This window comes from Paenibacillus mendelii (assembly GCF_024498075.1).
Taxonomy (GTDB): Bacteria; Bacillota; Bacilli; order Paenibacillales; family Paenibacillaceae; genus Paenibacillus_Z; species Paenibacillus_Z mendelii.
In genome coordinates, this window is sequence record NZ_JANHOF010000001.1 from 1,121,942 (window position 1) to 1,144,868 (window position 22,927).

The following is a 22,927-nucleotide window of genomic DNA, read 5'->3' on the forward strand; positions in this document are numbered from 1 at the left end:
CAATTGATCCAGTTTTTTGACGATATTTGTAATGAAGGAGATAATCATGGAGAAACGACTGACACGTACCGAAATGCTCTTTAGTCTTGGCTTCCTCTTTATGCTCGTTTTCGCAGTGGGCGCCTTTTTCTACGGGGTCAAGATGGGCTCGGATAAAACCGAAGCCAAGTTTATTGAGCAGACCAAGCATTTGAGCAGCGGCAATGTAAAGAACGCAACTGCGTACCAGCAACAGGATCTCGTCTCTTTCTATCATACCGTATTTTTGCCTTATCGTGAATTTCAAGCTGAATGGTTCCAAACCTTTAGCAAGATGTCGACCGGGCAGCTCTCGGATCCCGCCTCGGCGCTGAAGGAATTGACCAGTCTCGCCAACCAAAAGTATGCCGCGGCAGGCAGCAGCAGTTTTCCAGCATCGTCGCCGCTTCTGGGGCAATCCCAGGTCGAAATTATGAAAAGCCTGAAACTGTTCAGCAAGGCCGCTTCCAGAGGAGCTGGTTCTGCGAAAAGCATGGAAGTAACCGAGCTCATCGATGCATTGAACCAAGATGCTTATTATGTAGAAGGCGTGAAGCAAGCGATGGCCGGCCAGCAGAACTACTATTCCGCCATGCTGAAGTGGAGCAGCTCGATTGATCCGAATATACCTGATCATTATGAAGCGCAATCCGTCCTGCAAATTAATTCGTGGAAGTCACTTTCACTTACGATCAAAAACAAGCTGATGGCCGATCAGTTGAACGCACGCAAACAATTTGCGTCCTACTTTCCACAGGATTTAACGTCCCGCGTCGATGAATTCATCAATTCCGGGCAAGCAAGCAAAATGAAAATGAAGACGGTTGATTCCATTGTCGATCTGCTCATCAGCACGCAAGCCGTACGCTCAGGCGATTTTACCAGCAGCAAAGCCAAGCTCTATGCGGACGAGCTTCTGCCGCAGCTTCCTTTTTTCTATACGGAACAGAAATAGAACCGTTACATAACGCTTTAATCGTATTGGAATCCATAAATTGAGGCTATGGCCGCCATCCCGCCTGACACATTGCGGAGGTTTCCATAGCCTTTGTCATTCAAATAGCGGCAAACCGCCATGCTTCGGACGCCATGTGCGCATAGGATATACACCGGTTTATCACTGGGCAGCTCGCCTGCACGGCTTGGAATGGTTTGCATCGGAATCAGGGTCGATTGCTCCAAGTGGTAATAGTCCCATTCTTCCGGTTCCCGCACATCGATGATTTGGGAAGCCTCCAGCTCTCCATTATCGAGCATGCCGACAAATGATCTCGGATCTATATCGATCCATTGTTCCATCGATAACACCCCGTTTTTTGCGTATTCTTGCCCTTGATCATAACGAAATTTTCACAATTGGGCAAGTTTCGGCATTGCATTCATCCGCATCCTTGCTATAAAATAGGATAGATTAACATGGTAGCCGCGCTCATCGAATTTAACTGCCGGAGACGGCTTCAGATGAAAACCGTTTTTTTTGAGAATCGACTCTCGTCCCGCTTCTTCAAATAAGCGGCAGGCGAGGGTTTTTCACTTCTACATAAACACATGAATTTATGTTGGCTTTGCAATCGGAGTACTTCGGAAGCATAGCTGCACTGCACAAAACGGCTAATGCTCCCGAAGCAAGTTTTGTTTCGACGATACTCAAGGAAGCATAGCTGCACAAAACTTTTAGGAGGCACTATCACTATGTTCAAAGTATTGGTCTCAGACCCGATCAGCGATCTAGGTATCCAACAGCTAGTTGAAGCAGCAGACGTTACCGTTGACAAGAAGCCAGGTCTCAGTGAGGACGAGCTCATCGCCATTATCGGCGAATATGACGCCCTCCTCGTGCGCAGTCAAACACGCGTGACGGCTAGAATCATGGATGCCGGCAAACAGCTTAAAGTCGTCGGACGCGCAGGCGTCGGCGTAGATAATATCGATTTGGAAGCTGCTACTCAACGCGGGATTATTGTCATCAATGCGCCAGACGGCAACACGATCACGACCTGTGAGCATACCTTCGCCATGATGATGGCCCTCGCTCGTCATATTCCGCAAGCATACCAGAAAACCATTAGCGGACAATGGGACCGCAAATCATTTGTCGGCGTTGAGCTGCGCAACAAGATCCTTGGCGTTCTCGGCACAGGCCGCATCGGCAGCGAGGTCGCCAAACGCGCGAAGGCGTTCGGGATGGAAGTATGGGGCTATGACCCATTCCTAACCGAGGAACGTGCAGAGAAAAGCGGTATCCGCTTCTCTACCATTGACGAAATCGTACGCAATGCAGATTTCATGACCGTTCATACACCGCTGAATCCAGAGACCCGCCATATGATTTCGAGCCCGCAATTTGAAGTGATGAAGAAGGGCATGCGCATCGTCAACTGTGCCCGTGGCGGACTTATAGATGAGCAAGCGCTCGTGGAAGCGATCGATCAAGGCATCGTCGCAGGAGCGGCGTTCGACGTATTCGAGGTCGAGCCTCCTGCAGCGGATCATCCGTTCTTTACCCATCCGAAAATCATCGTTACTCCACACCTTGGAGCTTCGACGATCGAAGCGCAAGAGAATGTAGCGATCGATGTATCGGAGCAGGTATTGAATATTCTTCGCGATCAGCCGTTCTCGAACGCGATGAATATGCCGCCTATTCCGCCTAACGTATTGAACAAGCTGCAGCCTTACTTCCGCCTCGGCGAGAAGCTCGGCAGCTTCGCCGCTCAGCTCACCGAAGCCGCCGTTGAAGAGATTACCGTTAGCTATTCCGGCGAACTGGCTGAAGTCGATACCAAACCGCTTACCCGTTATATTGTTCGAGGCGTCTTGGCCCACCATCTGGGTCTGGACCAAGTGAATATCGTGAACTCGATGCACTTGGCCAAGGAACGCAGTGTTAACATCGTCAGTCAAACGACTAACGCATCGAAAGACTTTACGAACCTCGTGACGGTTACGCTGCGGACGAAGAAAGAGGAACGCCAGGTTGCGGGCACGCTTCTGACAGGCTACGGCCCAAGAATCGTTCAAATCGATAAATTCCCTGTCGATGTTACGCCGGAAGGCAACATCATTCTGGTCTCGCATAACGATAAGCCGGGTATTATCGGACGCGTTGGTACACTGCTGGGCAATAACGACGTCAACATCGCTACGATGCAGGTCGGACGTCAGCTTGTTGGCGGAGCAGCCATTATGGTGCTAACCGTAGATAAAGTCGTACCGAAGGAAACACTCTCCGAAATCGTGAAAGTCGCGCATCTGAATAGCGCCAAAGAGATCATACTTCTCTAAAACTGAGCACCGTCCGATATCATTCGGACGGTGTTTTTTATTGTTGTGGCGCAAATTGTTTCACGAACAACAAGATTTGTCGGCTTCCTTCAACAAAAAAAGCGCTCCACGGAGGGAACGCTTCTCATGATCTATTGTGCTTCGACAGGAAGCAGCATGGTGAATGTCGTACCTTTGCCGATAGTGCTCGTTACATCGATCCGCCCATGATGCGCCTCAATGATGTTCTTGACGATGGCAAGTCCTAGTCCTGTACCGCCCGATGTAGCACCGCGCGTGCGAGCCTTATCAGCCTTGTAGAACCGCTCGAAGATATAAGGAAGATCCTCCTGCGGTATCCCCTGGCCTTCGTCCTGAATTTTAAGCGCAACAAAAGGTTTGTCATCTACTTGCCCATACTGGGCAGCTATCTCAATTTCAGCTCCGCTCTGGGTGTGACGAAGTGCGTTATCAAGCAGATTCGTCAGCACCTGTTCCAGACGGTCTTCGTCGCCGGCTTGGATATGAAGGTCTGCTTCCGGCAGCGTGCAGAGCAAGGTGATGCCCCGCTCCTTCGCGTAAACCAGAAATTTACGATGCACACGCTTGACTAACGCTGCCAAGTCGACCCGATCCAGCCTCATCTCGATATGACCGGCTTCCATACGAGCCAAATCAAGCAAATCCTTCACAAGCCGCCCCATCCGAAGCGATTCATCATGGATAACCTGTACGAGCTCTTGACGTTCCTCCGGCGAAGCCGCAATATCATCGAGCAGCGCTTCACTGTACCCTTGCAGCATCGAGAGCGGTGTTCGAATCTCATGCGAGACGTTCGCGACAAAGTCACGCCGCAGCTTCTCCAGCTTCGATTCCTCTGTCACATTACGCATCACCGCAACCGCTCCCCGAACGGTATCATCCGACTTGAGAGGTGCCATAACGACCGACCATACACCGCTCTGCACATGTATTTTGTCCGTCATATCGCGCCCATGCTGCAGAATCGTACGGTACAGCTCTAACAGCGGGTCGGGAACCTGATTGCTGTCACGTGACGCCTGACCTGGGTCATCTTCTTTCCATTCCAGCTCGTTCCAACGCTTAATGAGCTGCTGTCCGGGCGGATTGGCCAAGATCACCTTTCCGGCCGCATCGAAAGTGATGACCGCATCTGCCATACTCCGCAATACGCTCGCTAGATGATCCTTCTCATGATTCAGATCCTTGATGAGTGTGTCGAGCTCCGACGCCATATGGTTGAAGGTATTGGCCAAATCACCGATTTCATCCGTTGACCGAATCGGTACGCGAGTCCTGTACTCTCCTTTGGCGATGAGGTCGGCTGCCGTTTTCATCTGAATAAGCGGCTGCGTAATTTTGGTAGACAGGAAGAACGCAAAGAATGTAGATAGCAAGAATCCAATGATCCCCGTATAGATAAACAACACTTTCACTTCATGTGAATTCTTCGTGAATGCAACATCGATGTACTGCAGCAGAAACATTCCCAGAATGATGAGCACGACCGCTACGAGCATAATAATCGTAATCCATAGCTTACCGACTACACTGCGCCACAACATACGCTATTTCTGCACTTCGAGCTTATACCCGACGCCCCATACAGTCGTAATCATGGTAGCCGCTTCCGGCGATACCTTGTTCAGCTTCTCGCGAAGCCGTTTCACATGTGTGTCAACCGTTCGCAAATCGCCGAAAAACTCATAGTTCCATACATCCTTGAGCAGTTCCTCGCGGGAGAACACTTTGTCTGGCGATATCGCGAGATAATGAAGCAGCTCATACTCCTTAGGCGTTAAGCTGACCTCTTGCCCTCCAGCCATGACCCTGTGTGCATCATGCTCGATGATGAGATGCGGAAATACGATATTATTGCTCGTTAATGCTTCTTTGGTTAGAAATGCCGTTGCAGAAGAGCGGCGCAGGATTGCCTTCACGCGATAGATGACTTCACGCGGGCTGAATGGCTTCACGACGTAATCGTCGGCGCCAACCTCGAATCCTTGCACGCGGTTCATCTCTTCGCCTTTCGCCGTCAGCATAATGACCGGTGTCGCCTTCACCTGCCTAAGCCGTGAGCACACCTCGATGCCGTCAATGCCCGGAAGCATGACATCTAGCAGAATCAGATCGAAATCGCTGCCAGTGGCGAGCCTCAACGCGGACTCCCCGTCCTCGGCTTCCTCGATCATATAGCCCTCTTTTTCCAAGTACATTTTGAGCAACCTGCGAATCCGTTCTTCATCGTCTACGATAAGTATGCGGTGTAACTGTTCGGTCATGCGAGCCTGCTCCTCTCTCAAACGAATCTTGGGTTTTGTTTTATACGCCTGCGTAAGAATGCAGACCGACGAGCACAAGGTTAACCCCAATTAACGTGAACATGACGACGACGAAGCCGACAACTGCAATCCATGCCGATTTTCTGCCGTGCCAGCCGCGCGACAAACGCAAGTGCAAATATGCGGTGTAATACAGCCATGTAATAAGCGCCCAGACTTCCTTTGGATCCCATCCCCAGAAGCGTGACCAGGCAATGTACGCCCAAATCATGGCGAATATCAACGCGCCGAGTGTAAAGATCGGGTAACCGATCGCAATCGCGCGGTAGCTGATTTCATCCAGATCATCCGGATCGACGCCATCCATAACTGAGTGGACGGCAGCTCCAATCCGTCTGCGAAGCACGAGACGAATCAATCCGTATAAGATCGTACCGTTAATAATCGACCAGACGATGGTATTCAGCTTGCGTGCCGCATCGACGCCTTTCATCCATGACGGTGTTTCAAACAACGGCTCTTTCACGCCCAAGAATGTATCCATGGACTGAACCTGGCTATTGTACGGCTTGAATATCGGAGGCATAGAATAACTGACTTCATCCGTCTTCGTTGATTCTACCCCTTGGCTCGAGATGGAGACCGTCTCTTGAATAAAATGCGCTTCATAGCCCATGCCGCGGAATGAGAACACGGAACCAATGAAAGCAATAATGATGACGACGACATACAGGGTAAACTCGACCCAACGCTGCTGCAGCCGCATTGATTTTTCTTGGGAGTTGAAATCGACAACCCGCAGCAGATACATAAGGCCCGCCGCGAATCCGACTGCGAAGAATGCTTCTCCGAGCGCGGCCGTCGTGACGTGAATCTTCAGCCAAATCGACTGCAGTGGCGGAATAAGCGGCTGTACTTCCTGAGGGAATACAGCGGCGAACGCGACAATGATGACCACGAGCGGCAAGGTGAAGAAACCCAGCATCGGCTTACGGTAGATGGCATAAACAACGATAAAGGCAAGCATGACCATCATCGCCAGGAAGGTCATAAATTCATACATGTTGCTGGTTGGGATATGTCCCCCGCCAGCCCATCTTGTGAAGAAGAAAGTCAGATGCGCGGCAAAGCCCAGCAGGGACGTTATGAAGGCAATCCGTCCCCATCTTCGCAAATGATCTTCAGAGTTGCGGTTGCTGAACTTGCGTCCGATGATCGCAACACCGTAGAATAAGAATCCAAAGCAATATAGAAAGAATGCGACGATAAACGCGTCGCTGCTGAAATCAACCAAACTCACGATTTGTTCCCTCCGTTATCGAGCGACTTCGGCTCTACGTCGATGCCTGTTTTGTGCAGCACAGCTGCCACCTCGGCACGCATGCCGTAATTGTTTTTATTCGTATGTGCGCCCAGCGAAACGCGGCCATTGTCCACCCGAAGCCAAATTCTGCGATGCTGCCAATAGGATCCAAGCAGCAGGCCGAACATGGAAATACCCGCTCCAACCCAGATATACGGCATTGCTTTATCGACACGAACATTCAACGTACTGACGACGGCCGCGAATGTAACGTCTTCCATCTTCGGCACTTTAATTTCGAATCGCTTTCCGATATCGCCGTTAATGGCATCCTGGCTGAACCGGACCTTGTCATTCTGTTTCGGGAAATACATATACGGCACGCCACCTTCAGGCAGGTCCGGTCCCTTCAACAGAAAGATAAACGCTGGCGCGTTCGGCTCCCTCGACTGAGTCCCCGGTTCCCCAGCGGAGTCAATAACAAAATCCATATATTTGGTTTTCAATTCCAGCGTGTATGGACCGAGCTTATAGTTGAGCTCTGGATCCCGCATGGTCAGATCGAAGGGTCCGTAGGTTTGACCGGTTTCCTTGTCAATCAGAACCGGCTTAACCGCCTTCAGCTTCGGCGTATCGTCGTATCCGAATTGATAGACCTTCAGACCCTGGTATGAAAGCGGATGATTGACCAGAATATCATGCTGCTTAACTTCCTCCAGCTTGGGTTCAAGCAATGGATCATCGCAATTCTCGCTGCATGTATATAGTACCGCCTTCGTCTCATATAGCTTCGCCCGGTTAGTTCCCTTCAATTCCTCAGGCAGCTCTTCGTCCTTGTAATAGTCTACCGTGAACTTCTCGTTCTTGATGAAATAGTTCGTTTTCGGAATTTGGACGATCTCCCCTTCCGGGACGGATACGTAATTATCCATAGACCAGCTTGGTATCGTACGCAGAAGCACAGCAAGTAAGAATACGATCAGACCGATATGGTTGATATAAGGTCCCCAACGGCTGAAACGGGCCTTCTCCGCCAGCAGCGCTGTCCCGTCCCGGTGAACGCGGTAACGCTTGCGCTTCAGCTGTTCCTCCATCTGGCCGATCCATGCTTCCGGGTCATTCTTCAGTTCGGCGGAATAAACCGTTTTTTGGCGGTTGATGAACTGCAGATGCTTGCGGATCTGCTGCTTGCTCAGCGCCCGGTACAGCGGCAGCACCCGGTCAAGGCTGCAGATGACAAGCGAGGTGCCGATCATCACCAGAAGTCCGATAAACCACCATGACTCATAGGTGTTGGATAGACCGAGCTTATAATACCACTTGCCGATCCATCCATACTTTTCTTCATAGTAGGTCGCAGGATCGAAGGAGACGAATGCATTCTCCTGCGTGAAGATCGTGCCGACAATAGCTGCGAGAAGCGTAATGATAATAATGCGGACCGCAATCTTGACCGAGGAGAAAAAGTTCCATACCCGGTCGATTATCGTGGGGTTGCTCTTCTGCGATCGCCTTGCGACGCCGTCATACCTCATCTCAAGAGGCATATCGGAGGCCGCCTCGCTGGCTTCAAGAGGCTTCCCGCAGCTCTCGCAAAGTACGGTTCCAACCGGGTTCTGGTGGCCGCACTCGCATTTCGTATTTTCAAATGACAACAAAGGAATAGACCTCCCTGACTTAGGACTGAAGCAGTTTCATGACGCGCTCATCAATGTCCTTCTCCGTCATCCCGCCAACGTATATGTCCATAATCGTTCCGTCAGGCTTGATGAAAAAGGTCGTCGGATAGGATCTCACCCCGTACAGCGTCTCGATCTTGTTGCGTTTGTCGCGCAAAATATCGTAGGTTAGGCCATACTTCCGCACGAAGTTAGAGACGGTCAAATCGTCCTCGCTCAGATTAATGCCGATAATTTCAAATGGCTTACCCTGACCCTGCCATTTCTCATATTGCCGCTGAAATTCCGGTGTTTCAACGACGCAAGGCGGGCAAAAGGTACCCCAAAAATTGATAACAAGCGCCTTTCCTTCATAGTCGGCCAGCCGATGGGGTTGTCCGTCCGAACTGAGCAGCGCGAAGTCTGGCGGAGCCTCGCCCCTCTTCGGGAGCCCGTCGTCGCTCACAAAAAGTGCCTTACCGATCGCGTAACCGCCGAGCAGCAAGACGCCGAGCAAAATGACGATTTGTATCTTTCTGCGGTTCTTTCCCATCTGTCTTATGTCACCGCCCAACATCTTTTATGAACTCACAATTGTCATTATAACGAAAATCGAACGGCAATTAGATTGCCGCCGATCGTTATTTTTGAATTTTATGTGTCTTAAGAGCCATATCACGCAGCTCCTGGACTTCTTTTTCCGTTAAGTGACGATATGTACCGCGAGCCAGATTCAGCAGGAAAAGTTCGCCGAATTTGATCCGTTTCAACCGGGTCACCGGATGCGATATCGCATCGAACATACGGCGCACCTGTCTGTTCCTTCCTTCATAGATCGTGATCATAATCGTCGCTTGCTTCTTATCGGTGTCGACGTCGTGATACTCCACCTCTGCCGGAGCGGTCATGCCGTCCTCCAGCATAATGCCCTTCTGAAGCTTCTCGAGCGACGTCCCGTGCGGAACTCCTTTTACGGTAGCCATATAGGTCTTGGGGACGTGATGACTCGGGTGTGTCAGCAGGTTGGCAAAATCGCCGTCATTCGTTAGCAGCAGCAGACCTTCCGTATCGTAATCCAAGCGGCCGACCGGATAGACCCGCTCCTTGATGCCGGGAAGATAGTCCGACACGATCTTGCGTCCTTGCGGATCGCTGGCGCTCGTGATGACCCCTTTAGGTTTGTTCAGCATTAAGTACAGCTTCTTTTCATTTCTTATTGTTCTTCCGTTGACCGTAATGACATCAACCGCCGGATCAGCCTTAACACCTAGCGTAGTCACCGGCTCACCGTTCACTTGGACTTGTCCGGCCAGTATGAGCTCTTCGCACTTGCGGCGCGAAGCAACCCCGGCTTGAGCCAATATTTTTTGTAATCGTTCCAATGATTTCACCTCACTCTTCATCATACCCCAAAATCGACAAATAAGGAAACTTGTCAAAAAATAAGTCTACCGGCGCAGCAGCATCCTCCACAATCGATGCTGAAACCGATAGACTTGGCGTAAGAACGTATGAGTTCATCCAAATACGAAGAGACAAATGACAATAGCAGCTACAAATCCGACCAGGTCGGAGAATAGACCGACCTTCAAGGCGTAACGGCTGCGGCGGATACCGACGGCTCCGAAGTATACGGTCAGGACGTATAGTGTGGTGTCTGTACTCCCCTGTATCGTGGAAGCAATTCGTCCGATCATGGAATCCGGCCCGTAATTCTTGATCAGCTCCGTCGTGAAAGCAAGTGAACCCGCACCGGTTAACGGGCGCAGCATGCCTAACGGCAGCACTTCACTGGGCACGCCGAAATAATCGAACAACGGGCGGATGAGTGACGAGAGCATGTCCATCGCACCCGATGCGCGAAACATGCTGATCGCCACCATCATCCCGACTAAGTGCGGAATGATATTAATGGCGGTATCGAAGCCATCCTTAGCCCCTTCCAGAAACGTCTCATAGACAGGCACCTTTCGAAATGCCGCATAAAGGGGAATAAAGACGATCATAATCGGTATGGTCCATGCGGATATTAGTGTAATCCATTCATACAACGGCCTCACCCTTTCCGCCGCCCGCAGGATGGCCATCTCCGGCGGCAGCCGGACCGATCCCCGCGCCAGACTGTGGAGAGGCCGCCTTAGGACGGCCCGTCCTCACCCTCGGACTGTCCCCTTTGCCGCCGTAGTCCTTCCAAGCAGGCGGTCCTGACCGGAACCGGTACCAGCGATCCGCCAAAATAGCCGCCGCCGTCGCCACTAACGTCGCTGCCAGCGTCGTCCCTACGATTTCCGCAGGATGCGCGGAGCTGTAGGTCATCCGTATGGCAATGAGCGTTGTCGGGACGAGGGTGATGCTGGAAGTATTAAGCGCAAGCAGTGTGCACATGGCGGGCGTCGCCGTCGATTTATCGGGGTTGAGCTTCTGGAGCTCCTGCATCGCTTTGATGCCCATCGGCGTCGCCGCATTGCCCAGCCCCAGTATATTCGCGCTCATGTTGCTCATTATATAGCCCAGCGCAGGGTGCCCCTTGGGCACATCCGGAAACAGAAAGCGAACGATCGGCTGAATCGCGGCCGCCAGCTTGCGCAGAAGCCCCCCGTCTTCGGCGATTCGCATTAATCCCAGCCAGAAGACCATCACGCTAATCAACCCAAGACTGACTGTGACACCGCTCTTCGCCCCTTCGAAGGCCGCTTCGGTGAGCGCCTCCATCCTTCCGGTCAGTGCAGCTGCAACGAAGCTAGCTACGATAAAGAACAACCAGATCCAGTTTACCATCACCCCGCCCCCATCCCACCGAATAATACCGACAACACCTGCTTTAGCGCACCGCCAAACGATCTTGCCCATGGCTTTACAGGCTCCGATTGAGCCGATGCCGTCCATATCGCCGTCTGACGGTCTGGCAGCGACATTCTAGCCCCAGCGGGCTCGTACACCATAGTAGAGCCTATTTTGTTATCGCCAATGTACCATTCGAGCGTTCCGCGCTCTCCCAGCGCATAGTAGGTTGAGTTGGGATCAAGCAGAACAAGCTTGGTCTTCAGTTCCTCCATCTCGCCAGCCGCGAAAGGAAAGCGTACTGTCCGCCCTACGGCGAGCGCATAGCCGTCTACAGGCTGACCCTTATAAGCGATTTCCGTAAGCGGATAATTGGCGAAGCCCCAGTCGAGCAGCTTAGAATGATCCACCCAATCGTTGCTGTCGTTAATCGTCACGGCAGCCAGCTGTTGGCCGTTTCGGGTCGCTGAACTAACGAGGCAGCGCAGCGACAGCTTGGTATACCCCGTCTTGACCCCATCCGCTCCATCATACATATGAAGCATCTTATTCTTGTTGGTCCACTTGTAATCCCACTCGTCATTCGGATTCGGAGCCGTCTTGACCGGTGTTTTCACAATGGCCTTGAACGTCGGATTGTGCATGGCATATGCCGTCAGCTTCGCCAGATCATTAGCAGATGAGTAATGGCCTTCTTGATCGAGCCCATGCGGATTCATAAATTGGCTGTTCGTCAAGCCCAGCATGCGCGCCTTTTCGTTCATCAAATGAACGAAGCCCTCCTCCGATCCGCCGACATGCTCAGCTATAGCCGTTGCGGCATCATTGCCGGAACGAAGCATCAGGCCGTACAGCATATTCTGAAGGCTCATCTCCTCGCCCAGCTTCAGGTAGATGGAGGACCCTTCTTTGGCAAAAGCGCGCTTACTTGTCTTCACCTTGTCAGACAGCTTGCCATGTTCGATTGCAACAATCGCCGTCATTATTTTGGTTAAACTGGCAATTCGCATAGGGGTGTCTCCATCTTTGCTGTACAGTAGACGGCCGGATTCCACATCAATCAGCGCAGCTGCTTTGGCATGGGTGCCGATCGGCGCCGGAGCTCCTCTAGACTCTGCCGCGGCCTCTGACGGAACAGCCGAGACAGACCATCCGATGATAAGCGCTCCTAGGAGCCGCATCCATTTACGATCGAGCCTCATACGTACGTTTCCTCCTCGTAATCAGGGCGCAAGAATGGCCCGGGTCTTGTACATTATATGAACGGAGCCCAAGGATATGTCCGAGCCCTGTCATGAGGGCATGCAAAAAAAAAGAAAACCGCCCTCTACGGACAGTTTTCCCACTTGCTTTGTCGGTTATCATAAATCGAATCAAGTATAGCGATATGCCTCTGGTTTGGTTAAATCAGGTGGCCTTCCGGTGTTTCGATGAGTACGCCCGACTCGTCGCTGGCCCGTCCACCATTCTTGAACAGCTCTTGAATACTTGAGGGGCCGAATCGATAACGCACTCCATCAGATGTGTTTGATTATCGAGCGGTACGACACGGACACCATGGGTGCCTACAACCAGGAAAGCGATTGGCGTGATGGAAACGCCGCCCCCGCTGCCGCCGCCGAACGGAAGGGCTACAAACCCGAACCCAACCTTCGAAATCGGCATAATGACGCTGCCGTCTGGCGTTTGTAAACGAAACAACTTTCTGTGTATTCCATTAACTTATATGAATCAGAAGTATAGTAACTACTAAATGACGATCACCTCATAACATATAATTATAACGATCAATTGCAAATGAAAAGACTGCCATTAAAGGCAGCCTTATAGATGAGTAATACTAAATCAAATGATCTTGACTGTGTATTTCTACATCTATCTTATCTTTTGGTTTAAATGCATCCTGAACCATGTTCATAACTTGAGGAATATGATCAATCACTCTATCCATCAAATGAGTTTGATTATCCAGTGGTACAATCCGTACTCCGCTGGTACCTACAACTAAGAATGCAATTGGGTTTATTGTGACTCCACCACCACTACCTCCACCGAAAGGAAGTTCAACAGATGCGTTATTTGCATCAGACTTTTGATGAGTTCCAGATGTAGTAAAATCACTTCCTCCTGCAGCAAATCCAAAGGAGACCTTTGAGATTGACATTATTACATCTCCATTTGGAGTCTGCACAGGATCACCAATTATCGTGCTAACATCAATCATCTTTTTAAGGTTCTCCATTGATGTTTGCATTAATCCTTGAATCGGGTGTTCATTCATTCCCTTTCCCTCCTGTACAATGTTGTTTTATATTGAATCAGTGATACATCAAGGGGTTTAGCGCAGTTTTCTTTTTGTGTCGTTTACTAACACTTCATCCGTCTGGCGTTTGTACCGGATCGCCTACGATGGTGTTCACATCAACCATGCCCTTGATGTTTTCCATCGCGGTTTGCATTAGACCTTATCGGATGATCTGTCATTGTTTATTCCTCCCGAAAAGTGTTGTGAAGCGACTCCACATTACACAGTCATCACAGCAAACTTACCTCGTAAGCGCTCAGTCGCGATATAGATAAGGACTTACCTACGCTTTCTGTATTGTGCACACAAGGAGGTGCGAATATGTATCGAGGATACTATGCTGTTTTTGATCCCAGCAAAATCCGCTGCCAAAGCAGCAAGTCGCGTCCAAGGCCTTTTAAATTGGAAGCGCGGCGCATGAGAATAAATCCGGCCAATATCGCATAACCAAGCCTGATCTTCGCCTTTAGCTGCCACTCCGACATAAAGTACGTCTGCTGGTACACCGGTTGAACCGACTGCTGAGGATTTGTCTGCAGACGCACTAATTGCGACAGAACCCCGATAGCGGTTGTCTTGATGGACCAGGCCATGCCTGTCAGCATGGCCGTCCACATGGCATCTCCGGTACCGACTGCCGTGTGCCAGCTCCACTCTGTCAGCCGCACATGACCAAGTGTCACTCTGACCCACCCAAGCAATCCCTCTGTTTCCTTGAGCAGCTTGTTGGTTTGTTGGAACGACTTAAGGATCTTATCCTTATCTACATTTTTCATGGAGGTATCACGAGAGCTGTCATCAATGTTTTCTGCTGTTTTTTCATGCTTCATTTCTATTCCAAAGCCTTTCATTCGAATGGCGGGCAGTTCCCAATGGTAGTTAATAATACCAAGCAAACCGCGCACACGAAGCTCAGCATGATCGTCGTCCCCGATTCGTTTCACATGAGCACTAATGACCAGTGAAGACAGAAGTGCCGTGAGAACGAGCAAAAAAAAGAGACCTGCCCCGATCAACCACCCGTACGGATAACCAAGCATGGGCCTCATTCCCCCAATTCCCTGTTTATGGACGGATATAGTATGACCTTAGGTACAAATCTCATTCATGCAGATATGCTGTCAGCTTTCGTTTACCCGCATCTCATCAGCTGCAAATTCATCATCAGCGCCCGGTTCGGTGCCCGGCTCATCTTCCGGCATTTCGTCAATCGTGATTTGACGGCTCTCCAGCTTCTCGAACAGCAGCTGCGTCTGTTCATCGAGCGAATCGTCATCCACCGCCGTCGGCTCCGGCAGCGCGTCCAATCCCGCAAGACCAAAGTAATCGAGGAACGACTTCGTCGTGCCATATAAGATCGGCCTGCCGATCGCTTCCGCTCGGCCCACCTCTTCTATCAAGTCTTTGATTACGAGTGAATGGATGGCCCGGTCACTCTTCACCCCGCGGATCTCTTCGATATCGATTCGCGTGATCGGCTGCCTGTAGGCTACGATGGATAACGTCTCAAGAGCTGCTTGCGAGAGGCTCGATCGGGTTGGTGTATAAGCCATCCGTTCGAAATACGGGGAATGCTCCGGGTTCGTCGTCAATCGGAACGCGCCTGCGACGAGCGACACCTGAATGCCGCGTTTCTTCCGTTTCAGCTCCCGCATCAAATCCTTGGCGATATCCGCAGCGACAGCGGCATCCAGCTGCAGAATGTCGGCCAGCTGCTTGGCGTTTAAGCCTTCGTCCCCCGCCATGAACAGCAAGCCTTCAATAACTGTCTTCAACTTCGAGAATTCCACTTTCCGCCGCTTCCCCTCTCCAATGAATCACAATATCTTCGAACAATTGATGCTGAAAACAGCGGATATGCTTCATCTTCATTAGCTCCAGCAAAGCGAGGAACGTGACGACAACCTCATGGCGGCTCATCTCTTCGCGAATGAGCTTGGAGAAACGAACCGTCTCGAATTCGCGAAGCACCGCGACGATATCGCGTATCCGATCCTTGACCGAGATTTCATCCCTGTGTACGGTCGCTACAATATTTCGCCTCGACGCCTTGCGCATCGCTTTCTGGAAAGCCTTGATGAGATCGTCCACATGCAGCCCTTTTACCGGATTTTCCTGAATGGTGGCCATATAGGGAGTCAAATCCTCCGCTTCCTTCGTGAATACGAGGCTGCGCTCGAATTCCTTATCCCGAAGCTGCTCGGCGATCTGCTTATACTTCCGGTACTCGACCAGCTTGGCGATCAACTCGTCGCGCGGATCGAGACCATCGTCATCCCACATGTCATCATACTCGTCCTCAATGACCGGCATCTTCGGGAGCAGCTGCTTGCTCTTGATAAACAGCAAGGTGGCCGCCATGACAAGAAACTCGCTGGTCACTTCAAGCTCCAGCTCCTGCATCGCATTCAAGTAGTCCATATACTGGTCTGTAATCTCGCTGATGGACACCTCGTGAATGTCAATCTCCGCCTTATCGATCAGGTGAAGGAGCAGGTCAAGCGGACCTTCGAACGATTCCAGTTTGTAAGTCACCGTCATGGTGCGGTCCTCCTAAGCATTGTTTGTCATGCCCCGCCTCGGGCAAGAAGCCTATTCTTGAAGCGCTTTGGTCAGGTTGACCATCTCGATTGCCGTAACCGCCGCTTCCCAGCCTTTATTGCCCGCTTTCGTCCCGGCACGTTCCACAGCCTGTTCGATCGAATCGGTTGTCAGTACCCCGAAGATCGTAGGTACGCCCGTCTTCAAATTAACGGCCGCAACGCCTTTTGCCGCTTCGCTGCAAACATAATCAAAGTGAGGCGTAGATCCGCGTATCACGGCTCCGAGTGTGATAACGGCGTCATATTTGCCGCTTTCGGCCATCTTTTGCGCGATTAGCGGAATTTCGAACGCTCCTGGAACCCATGCCACGTCAACATCAGAATCTGCGGCGCCATGACGCTTTAGAGCGTCCAAGGCTCCGCCTAGCAGCTTGCTCGAAATAAACTCATTGAAACGTCCGACTACGATACCGTAACGCTGTCCTTGCAATATTAAATGTCCTTCATATACATGCGGCATATTTATTACCTCCGTTAGTGGTTATTATAGAATATTCTGCCTCTGCGGCGGTTGTTGTTGATCCATTCAATCGTTCAACCCGTCTCGTTACTGCCGATCTTCATTAATATCACAATTAAATCTCGAATTCAAGCATATGGCCCAGCTTTGCTTTCTTTGTGTGCAGATAATTCGTATTGCTCTCGTTAGCCTCCATCTGGATCGGGACGCGCTCGACCACTTCGATGCCATATCCTTCAAGCCCGCGGATTTTACGCGGATTGTTCGTAAGCAGCCTCATTTTGCGAACACCAAGGTCCTTTAAGATTTGAGCACCGATACCGTATTCGCGCAAATCAGGAGCGAAGCCTAATTTAATATTCGCGTCGACCGTGTCGAATCCCTGCTCCTGCAGCTCATAAGCCTTCAGCTTATTGATCAGGCCAATCCCGCGTCCTTCCTGCCTCATATACAGCAGAACCCCGCTGCCGGCTTCCTCAATTTGCTTGAGCGCCGCAGCCAGCTGCGGCCCGCAATCGCAGCGGTTGGAGTGAAATACATCACCCGTCAGACATTCGGAGTGAACACGGACGAGTACCGGCAGATCAGAATTGATTTCTCCTTTAACCAGCGCAACATGCTCCTTGTTGTCCACCTCGTTCGTATAAGCAACGGCTCGAAACATGCCGAAATCGGTTGGCATCTTCACGTCCACCGCACGCTCGACAAGCTGTTCCTTCTCATTGCGGTAATGGATCATGTCGCGGATCGAGATCAGCTTCAGCTCATGGCGCTTTTTGAACTCGATCAAATCCGGCAAACGGGCCATGGAGCCGTCTTCTTTAATAATTTCGCAGATAACCGCAGCAGGCTTGGAGCCGCACATCCGGGCCAGATCGATCGCTGCCTCCGTATGACCTGCACGCCGGAGCACGCCGCCTTTCTTCGCAACTAATGGAAAGATGTGTCCCGGGCGCCGGAAGTCGTCGGCCGTTGTAGTCGGATCAATCAACGCTCTCACCGTCTGCGAACGCTCGTATGCGCTAATGCCTGTCGTGGTGGAAACATGGTCTACCGAAATCGTAAACGCCGTACCGTGATAGTCCGTATTCCGGGCGACCATCTGAGGCAGATCAAGCTCCTCTGCCCTCTCCTTCGTAATCGGCACGCACACGAGACCTCTGGCTTCCGTAATCATGAAATTGATGACTTCCGGCGTTGCTTTATCGGCTAGGGCGATCAAATCGCCTTCATTCTCGCGGTCTTCGTCATCTACCACGATAACGGGCTTGCCAAGCATAAGATCATATATCGCATCCTCGATAGCGTCAAATTCACGTGATACTTGATAATCGGAATCATCCTGTTTTCCTTGCTGGCTCATGTCATTCCCTCCTTCTCGTACAACTTACTCATTTACTTATAGAAAACCGTTATCCGCTAGAAATGCGGCTGTCAACCCTTTACCCGGGCCGCTGACACCGCCTGCTTCCATAGAATCGCCGCTGCCCCGCGGACCTGAGCCTTTATAATGCAGCAGATGGTCCACGTACTTTCCAAGCAGATCGCACTCAATATTAAGACTGCTTCCAGGCTGCTTGGACTGGAGAGCCGTCTCTCGCAGCGTGTGCGGAATGATCGAGATCGAGAAGCCCGATTCATGGCATTCCGTAACCGTTAAGCTGATTCCATCAATCGTAACCGAGCCTTGAGGAATAATATAACGCATGCAGCCTGCATCATGAGGACGAATGGCGAACACTACCGCATTGGCATCGGCCGTGCGGGACACGATGATACCCGTACCGTCGACATGGCCTTGCACGATATGACCGCCGAATCGGCCTCCGGCCTTCATGGCGCGCTCCAGATTAACACTCTCGCCGGAGCGGATATCTTTCAAGTTCGTATGCCGGAACGTCTGCGGCATCACATCAACCGTAAATGCAGAACGGTTGAATTCCGTTACAGTCAAGCAGACGCCGTTGACCGAGATGCTGTCCCCGATCATGACATCGGACAGAATGCGGGATGCCTCGAATGTCAGCATCATCGCTTCGCCCTGCTTAAAGACCCGTTTCAACGTTCCGATTTCTTCGATTAATCCGGTGAACAACGATGATTCCCTCCCTTAACAGCCTGATCCATCTTACGGTTTATTCCTCGTCTGCTCCGCTTGTACGGTCGCATAAACGGGATAACCGCTTATGCATACATCATCGCCAATTTGCTCAAGGACCATATTCTTAAGCGGGATCGCATCGGCCATACGGTCGAACCCGCTGAACGTGAAGGCTTCGGGCGACTGCCCCCCAATGAGCTTCGGCGCCATGAACAGGATGATCTTATCGACAAGCCCAAGCTCCAGCATGGACCCGTTAAGACGGCCGCCTCCCTCGAGAAGCACCGAAGCAATCTCGCGTTCACCCAGCTTCTTCATCCCGTAAGCTAGGTCCACTCTTGGTCCGGGTCCGCAAGTAATGATGCTGACTCCCTTGACCTCCAGCGCTGCGCGTTTCTCCGCGGGTGCGCCTGACGTTGTCAGCAGAATGACCGGAATGGATGCATCCTGGAGCAGCCGTGAATCGAGCGGCAGACGAAGCTGCGAGTCTACAACAATGCGTACGGGATGCAGGCCTGGAACAGATAATCTTGTCGTTAACTCAGGGTTGTCGGCTAGTGCAGTCTCAACACCGATCATAATGCCGCCATGCTGATGGCGCATCGTATGAACCCGCTCCCTTGCTTCAGGTCCGCTAACGAAGCGGCTGTCGCCGGTTTTGGCGGCGATTTTCCCATCAAGCGTCATGGCCGTCTTCAGCGTGATGAACGGCAGGCCAGTCGTAATATATTTGTTAAACGCTTCATTCATCGCAAGCGATTCGGCCTCCAGCAATCCCACATCAACCTCAATGCCGGATTCGCGTAATCGTGCAATCCCCCGTCCGGCGACCTGCGGATTCGGATCGAGACAGGCTACGACGACCCGCGCAGCCTTGGCCTCGATTATTCTCTCGCAGCATGGTGGCGTACGTCCGTAGTGGCTGCAGGGCTCGAGCGTGACATAGACGGTTGCCCCCTCTGCCTCGCTGCCGGCCATCTGCAGCGCATGGACTTCCGCATGCCCTTCTCCGCGCTTCAAGTGGGCTCCCAGACCGACAATTCGTCCCTCTTTCACGACAACGCATCCCACGACCGGATTAACTTCCGTCTGTCCCTTCGCTTTGGATGCCATATCTAAGGCTAGACGCATATAGAAAGCGTCGTTCATCACTTCCAAGGAAATAAAAAATCACCCCTAGCCGCAAAATGCCGACGGGGTGATGGCAGGGAATGACTAAAGACGCATTCAAACAAACCACTCAACTTTGTGAAAAAAGGAACAAAGCGAGCGGAACGTATAAATGGTGCTCAATAGCCGTCTCCTTCTCCCATCCAGACTATACTGTCGGTCCCGGATTCACACCAGGTCCACCGTGCCGCCAAACCATGCCGCTTAGGGCGTATGGCTTAAGCGATCCGGGTCACGGACTGACAACACGAAGGCAAGCGCGTGTCCGTGGACACGTAGCAAGCCATCATCTTGATCACCGCCGGTTGGGAATCTCACCCTACCCCGAAGGAAAGCTGCTGATACTTTGAAAAAATGTTACCACTCTGCAATGAAAATTGCAACTTATTTTGAAAACCATCGAAACAAGAAGCATGCCTGTCCGTCCAGGCATGCTTCTTGTTTCATTCTCATTTATTTGTCGTAACCAGGCAATATCGAGTTCTGGTTCATCAGCTTTGGCAGCAGATTCATCGATTCGATGTGTGCCCGCGTTTCCGGTGTTCCGAGCTCGTATACATAAGCGTATAAGTCCAGCAGGTTGTCGCTGAACGTCTGCGTCGCCGGGTCGCGCTCAGCAGATTTATACGGCACCATGGCACGGCCGGATGTTCTGGCGTAATCGCGATCCTCCCGATCCAGCTTCTGCTGCAGTTGCTCCAGCTCCTCATCGGTTGCTTGGATGGTCAGCTGCTCGGAACGGGATGGCTGCGTCTCAATCGTTCGCGACGAAACGGAAATATAGTAGGTTTGCGGCTCCATCCGTCAGCACTCCTTTCTGCTTAACGTTACGCAAGGATTCTATTCAGCTGCCTTGCGGCGTTATTTGTCATTACACGAACCAATTCGGCTTGAAACACGAATAGCCCGCGCCGGTATGACACCGGGGCGGGCCAGTCTCATCCCCCGTACGGGGCGTGAGTGCTGCCTATTAAGTATTAGATATCGACTACTTCGACTTTCTCCATCTTGTCGTTTCCTTTAACGGCGTCAATATGCTCCATGCCCTTTGTCACTTTACCGAACACCGTGTGCCCTCCGTCCAGATGCGGCTGCGGTTGGTAGCAAATATAGAACTGGCTGCCACCGGTATTGCGGCCGGCATGCGCCATAGCGAGCGATCCGCGCTCATGCTTGTTCGGGTTGATTTCGCAATTGATCGTATAGCCAGGACCACCTGTACCTGTTCCGCTTGGGCAGCCGCCTTGTGCGACGAAGCCTGGGATAACACGGTGGAACGTGAGGCCGTTATAGAAGCCTTCATTCGCTAGTTTCTCGAAGTTTGCCACTGTGTTTGGCGCATCTTGGTCAAACAGCTCGATCGTAACATCGGCTCCGTTGGCCAATTTAATATTCGCTTGTTTTGCCATTGTAATCCATCCTCTCGACTCTAGATTAAGGTTATATCTGCGTTTATGAGCCCCTTCGGGCAAACACCGCCATTATACCATGAACGTTTCCAAGAATAAAAGCTTGTCCCCTGGATCGAAGTGACGGGCTGTCACGATCCAGGGGACGCTTGACCGGGGGGTTCGCCCTCCAGGTGGTTATGGGATACCTTATTTGGCAGCTGAGGCTTGTTTCATGCGGGCTGGCATAACGTCGTTGCCGATGATGTCGTCAAGCGATTCGCGCTTAACGGCCACGTCGGCCTGTCCATCCTTCACGAAGACAACCGCCGGACGGCGAATCCGGTTATAGTTGCTTGCCATAGCGTAGTTATAAGCGCCCGTGCAAAATACGGCTAACAGGTCGCCGATTTCGGCCTTGGGCAGCTCGCAGTCGATAATGAGCTTGTCGCCGCTCTCGCAGCATTTGCCGGCGACCGTGACGGTTTCTTCGATTGGCGCGTTCGCGCGGTTTGCAATAACCGCTTCGTACTTGGACTCGTACAGAGCCGGACGCGGATTGTCAGTCATACCGCCATCAACGGCAATATACTTGCGAACGCCCGGTATTTCTTTACTTGTACCGATTGTGTATAGCGTCGTACCCGCATCGCCAACCATACTGCGGCCCGGCTCAACCCAAATTTCCGGAAGCGGGTAGTTCGCTTCGGAGAAGTTTGCTTTGATGGAGTCCGTAATGGCTTGGATGTACTGCGAAACCGGAAGCGGCTTGTCTTCGGCAGTGTAACGGATACCGAATCCTCCGCCCAAATTAATGACGCGGAACGTCACATTCAGCTCACTGCGCACTTGAACGGCGAAGCCCGCTACTTTGGCAGCAGCCATCTGGAAGCCTTCCACCTCGAAAATTTGCGAACCGATGTGGGAATGAACGCCCAGCAGCTCCAGATTAGGGAGCGCGTCAGCTTCCTGAATCGCGCGGTAGGCCGAGCCATTGGCAAGGTCGAAGCCGAACTTCGAATCCTGTTGTCCTGTCGAGATATAGTCATGCGTATGCGCTTCAACACCCGGCGTAATGCGGAGCAGCACGTTTGCTCGTTTGCCCTTGTCGCCGGCAAGCGCGTTGAGCAGCTGAAGCTCGATAAAGTTATCCACTACGAAGCAGCCGATGTTCGCATCGAGCGCCATGTTGATTTCGTCCGGCGTCTTGTTGTTGCCGTGGAAATGAATGCGCTGAACCGGGAAGCCGGCCTTGAGAGCCGTATACAGCTCGCCGTCGGACACGACGTCCAGCGACAGATCCTCCTGCTCGGCAATGGCGCACATCGCCATGACGCTGAATGCCTTGCTTGCGTAGGCAACCTGGAATTTCAGACCGGATGCCCGGAACGACTCCACGTATTCGCGTGCACGCTGGCGAACGAGCGCCTCATCGACAATATAAAGCGGTGTTCCGTATTGTTTAGCCAAATCAGTCGTATCACAACCACCGATTTCTAAGTGTCCTTGTGCGTTGATTTTGCTGGTACCGTGTAAATACATTGTTTTCCCTCCGTCGTTCTCCATGTTT

Annotated in this window: 24 protein-coding genes and 1 riboswitch; of the genes, 2 read left to right on the plus strand and 22 right to left on the minus strand. The window is 51.7% G+C overall.

Annotation, left to right across the window (positions count from 1 at the left end):
- Positions 1 to 46: 46 nt before the first annotated feature.
- Positions 47 to 973 (plus strand): hypothetical protein, encoded by a 927-nt coding sequence (locus NNL21_RS05045; RefSeq protein ID WP_204816328.1) that lies wholly within the window; start codon positions 47 to 49, stop codon positions 971 to 973.
- Positions 974 to 990: 17 nt separating this feature from the next.
- Here NNL21_RS05045 and NNL21_RS05050 read toward each other — a convergent pair whose 3' ends face one another.
- Positions 991 to 1,317, minus strand: a complete 327-nt coding sequence (locus tag NNL21_RS05050; RefSeq protein WP_204816329.1) for a rhodanese-like domain-containing protein — start codon at positions 1,315 to 1,317, stop codon at positions 991 to 993.
- A gap of 393 nt (positions 1,318 to 1,710) precedes the next feature.
- Here NNL21_RS05050 and serA point away from each other — a divergent pair, with 393 nt between their 5' ends.
- Entirely contained in the window at positions 1,711 to 3,303 is a 1,593-nt protein-coding gene (gene serA / locus NNL21_RS05055) for a phosphoglycerate dehydrogenase (protein WP_204816330.1), read from the plus strand.
- A 131-nt stretch (positions 3,304 to 3,434) separates the two neighbouring features.
- On the opposite strand, the gene NNL21_RS05060 is transcribed toward serA, so the two are convergent.
- From NNL21_RS05060 to lysA, 21 genes are all read right to left on the minus strand, one after another.
- The gene (locus NNL21_RS05060; RefSeq protein ID WP_204816331.1) at positions 3,435 to 4,868 is read right to left on the minus strand and encodes a HAMP domain-containing sensor histidine kinase; all 1,434 of its coding nucleotides are present in this window, start codon (positions 4,866 to 4,868) and stop codon (positions 3,435 to 3,437) included.
- A gap of 3 nt (positions 4,869 to 4,871) precedes the next feature.
- A complete protein-coding gene (locus tag NNL21_RS05065) occupies positions 4,872 to 5,588 on the minus strand; it encodes a response regulator transcription factor (protein ID WP_204816332.1) in 717 nt (238 codons plus the stop codon).
- Between the two features lie 40 nt (positions 5,589 to 5,628).
- Complete coding sequence (gene ccsA, locus NNL21_RS05070) at positions 5,629 to 6,888, minus strand: cytochrome c biogenesis protein CcsA (protein ID WP_204816333.1); 1,260 nt, start codon at positions 6,886 to 6,888, stop codon at positions 5,629 to 5,631.
- Entirely contained in the window at positions 6,885 to 8,549 is a 1,665-nt protein-coding gene (gene resB, locus NNL21_RS05075; protein WP_256555051.1) for a cytochrome c biogenesis protein ResB, read from the minus strand. The genes ccsA and resB overlap by 4 nt, the downstream gene beginning before the upstream one ends.
- A 19-nt stretch (positions 8,550 to 8,568) precedes the next feature.
- Positions 8,569 to 9,102: a redoxin domain-containing protein gene (locus tag NNL21_RS05080; protein WP_204816334.1), complete on the minus strand. Its 534-nt coding sequence runs from the start codon at positions 9,100 to 9,102 to the stop codon at positions 8,569 to 8,571.
- An 88-nt stretch (positions 9,103 to 9,190) separates the two neighbouring features.
- Positions 9,191 to 9,931, minus strand: a complete 741-nt coding sequence (locus tag NNL21_RS05085) for a pseudouridine synthase (protein WP_204816335.1) — start codon at positions 9,929 to 9,931, stop codon at positions 9,191 to 9,193.
- A 135-nt stretch (positions 9,932 to 10,066) separates the two neighbouring features.
- The gene (locus tag NNL21_RS05090) at positions 10,067 to 10,555 is read right to left on the minus strand and encodes a spore maturation protein (protein WP_204816777.1); all 489 of its coding nucleotides are present in this window, start codon (positions 10,553 to 10,555) and stop codon (positions 10,067 to 10,069) included.
- Between the two features lie 37 nt (positions 10,556 to 10,592).
- A complete protein-coding gene (locus tag NNL21_RS05095; RefSeq protein ID WP_204816336.1) occupies positions 10,593 to 11,327 on the minus strand; it encodes a nucleoside recognition domain-containing protein in 735 nt (244 codons plus the stop codon).
- The gene (locus NNL21_RS05100; RefSeq protein ID WP_256555052.1) at positions 11,327 to 12,532 is read right to left on the minus strand and encodes a D-alanyl-D-alanine carboxypeptidase family protein; all 1,206 of its coding nucleotides are present in this window, start codon (positions 12,530 to 12,532) and stop codon (positions 11,327 to 11,329) included. Before NNL21_RS05100 ends, NNL21_RS05095 begins: the two co-directional genes overlap by 1 nt.
- Positions 12,533 to 12,737: 205 nt before the next feature.
- Positions 12,738 to 13,031 (minus strand): spore germination protein GerW family protein, encoded by a 294-nt coding sequence (locus tag NNL21_RS05105; RefSeq protein ID WP_256555053.1) that lies wholly within the window; start codon positions 13,029 to 13,031, stop codon positions 12,738 to 12,740.
- Between the two features lie 139 nt (positions 13,032 to 13,170).
- Positions 13,171 to 13,611, minus strand: a complete 441-nt coding sequence (gene ytfJ / locus NNL21_RS05110) for a GerW family sporulation protein (RefSeq protein WP_204816337.1) — start codon at positions 13,609 to 13,611, stop codon at positions 13,171 to 13,173.
- 359 nt (positions 13,612 to 13,970) lie between these two features.
- The gene (locus NNL21_RS05120; protein ID WP_204816338.1) at positions 13,971 to 14,675 is read right to left on the minus strand and encodes a DUF2953 domain-containing protein; all 705 of its coding nucleotides are present in this window, start codon (positions 14,673 to 14,675) and stop codon (positions 13,971 to 13,973) included.
- Positions 14,676 to 14,756: 81 nt separating this feature from the next.
- Positions 14,757 to 15,425 (minus strand): SMC-Scp complex subunit ScpB, encoded by a 669-nt coding sequence (gene scpB / locus NNL21_RS05125; protein ID WP_204816339.1) that lies wholly within the window; start codon positions 15,423 to 15,425, stop codon positions 14,757 to 14,759.
- Positions 15,394 to 16,176, minus strand: a complete 783-nt coding sequence (locus NNL21_RS05130) for a segregation and condensation protein A (RefSeq protein ID WP_204816340.1) — start codon at positions 16,174 to 16,176, stop codon at positions 15,394 to 15,396. Before NNL21_RS05130 ends, scpB begins: the two co-directional genes overlap by 32 nt.
- Positions 16,177 to 16,227: 51 nt before the next feature.
- Positions 16,228 to 16,698, minus strand: a complete 471-nt coding sequence (ribH, locus tag NNL21_RS05135) for a 6,7-dimethyl-8-ribityllumazine synthase (RefSeq protein ID WP_204816341.1) — start codon at positions 16,696 to 16,698, stop codon at positions 16,228 to 16,230.
- A 115-nt stretch (positions 16,699 to 16,813) separates the two neighbouring features.
- Positions 16,814 to 18,061 carry a bifunctional 3,4-dihydroxy-2-butanone-4-phosphate synthase/GTP cyclohydrolase II gene (locus tag NNL21_RS05140; protein WP_204816342.1) on the minus strand — a complete coding sequence of 416 codons (1,248 nt, stop codon included), beginning with the start codon at positions 18,059 to 18,061 and terminating at the stop codon, positions 16,814 to 16,816.
- A gap of 36 nt (positions 18,062 to 18,097) precedes the next feature.
- Positions 18,098 to 18,793, minus strand: coding sequence for a riboflavin synthase (ribE, locus tag NNL21_RS05145; RefSeq protein ID WP_204816343.1), 696 nt, complete (start codon positions 18,791 to 18,793; stop codon positions 18,098 to 18,100).
- A 33-nt stretch (positions 18,794 to 18,826) separates the two neighbouring features.
- Positions 18,827 to 19,957: a bifunctional diaminohydroxyphosphoribosylaminopyrimidine deaminase/5-amino-6-(5-phosphoribosylamino)uracil reductase RibD gene (ribD, locus tag NNL21_RS05150; protein WP_256555054.1), complete on the minus strand. Its 1,131-nt coding sequence runs from the start codon at positions 19,955 to 19,957 to the stop codon at positions 18,827 to 18,829.
- 139 nt (positions 19,958 to 20,096) lie between these two features.
- Positions 20,097 to 20,305, minus strand: a riboswitch (FMN riboswitch).
- Between the two features lie 117 nt (positions 20,306 to 20,422).
- Entirely contained in the window at positions 20,423 to 20,770 is a 348-nt protein-coding gene (locus NNL21_RS05155) for a hypothetical protein (RefSeq protein WP_204816344.1), read from the minus strand.
- Between the two features lie 176 nt (positions 20,771 to 20,946).
- Positions 20,947 to 21,378, minus strand: coding sequence for a peptidylprolyl isomerase (locus tag NNL21_RS05160; protein ID WP_204816345.1), 432 nt, complete (start codon positions 21,376 to 21,378; stop codon positions 20,947 to 20,949).
- A 189-nt stretch (positions 21,379 to 21,567) separates the two neighbouring features.
- On the minus strand, positions 21,568 to 22,899 hold the full coding sequence (lysA, locus tag NNL21_RS05165) for a diaminopimelate decarboxylase (protein WP_204816346.1): 1,332 nt from the start codon (positions 22,897 to 22,899) through the stop codon (positions 21,568 to 21,570).
- Between the last annotated feature and the right edge of the window lie 28 nt (positions 22,900 to 22,927).

Coding starts and splice junctions, on each gene's coding strand:
- NNL21_RS05065 (WP_204816332.1), bottom strand. CDS start 5,588: ATGACCGAACAGTTACACCGCATACTTATCGTAGACGATGAAGAACGG.
- NNL21_RS05155 (WP_204816344.1), bottom strand. CDS start 20,770: ATGGAGCCGCAAACCTACTATATTTCCGTTTCGTCGCGAACGATTGAG.
- ribH (WP_204816341.1), bottom strand. CDS start 16,698: ATGCCGCATGTATATGAAGGACATTTAATATTGCAAGGACAGCGTTAC.
- ytfJ (WP_204816337.1), bottom strand. CDS start 13,611: ATGAATGAACACCCGATTCAAGGATTAATGCAAACATCAATGGAGAAC.
- NNL21_RS05130 (WP_204816340.1), bottom strand. CDS start 16,176: ATGACGGTGACTTACAAACTGGAATCGTTCGAAGGTCCGCTTGACCTG.
- NNL21_RS05045 (WP_204816328.1), top strand. CDS start 47: ATGGAGAAACGACTGACACGTACCGAAATGCTCTTTAGTCTTGGCTTC.
- NNL21_RS05050 (WP_204816329.1), bottom strand. CDS start 1,317: ATGGAACAATGGATCGATATAGATCCGAGATCATTTGTCGGCATGCTC.
- lysA (WP_204816346.1), bottom strand. CDS start 22,899: ATGTATTTACACGGTACCAGCAAAATCAACGCACAAGGACACTTAGAA.
- NNL21_RS05120 (WP_204816338.1), bottom strand. CDS start 14,675: ATGCTTGGTTATCCGTACGGGTGGTTGATCGGGGCAGGTCTCTTTTTT.
- NNL21_RS05140 (WP_204816342.1), bottom strand. CDS start 18,061: ATGAGCCAGCAAGGAAAACAGGATGATTCCGATTATCAAGTATCACGT.
- serA (WP_204816330.1), top strand. CDS start 1,711: ATGTTCAAAGTATTGGTCTCAGACCCGATCAGCGATCTAGGTATCCAA.
- NNL21_RS05160 (WP_204816345.1), bottom strand. CDS start 21,378: ATGGCAAAACAAGCGAATATTAAATTGGCCAACGGAGCCGATGTTACG.
- NNL21_RS05060 (WP_204816331.1), bottom strand. CDS start 4,868: ATGTTGTGGCGCAGTGTAGTCGGTAAGCTATGGATTACGATTATTATG.
- NNL21_RS05100 (WP_256555052.1), bottom strand. CDS start 12,532: ATGAGGCTCGATCGTAAATGGATGCGGCTCCTAGGAGCGCTTATCATC.
- NNL21_RS05090 (WP_204816777.1), bottom strand. CDS start 10,555: ATGATCGTCTTTATTCCCCTTTATGCGGCATTTCGAAAGGTGCCTGTC.
- NNL21_RS05095 (WP_204816336.1), bottom strand. CDS start 11,327: ATGGTAAACTGGATCTGGTTGTTCTTTATCGTAGCTAGCTTCGTTGCA.
- NNL21_RS05080 (WP_204816334.1), bottom strand. CDS start 9,102: ATGGGAAAGAACCGCAGAAAGATACAAATCGTCATTTTGCTCGGCGTC.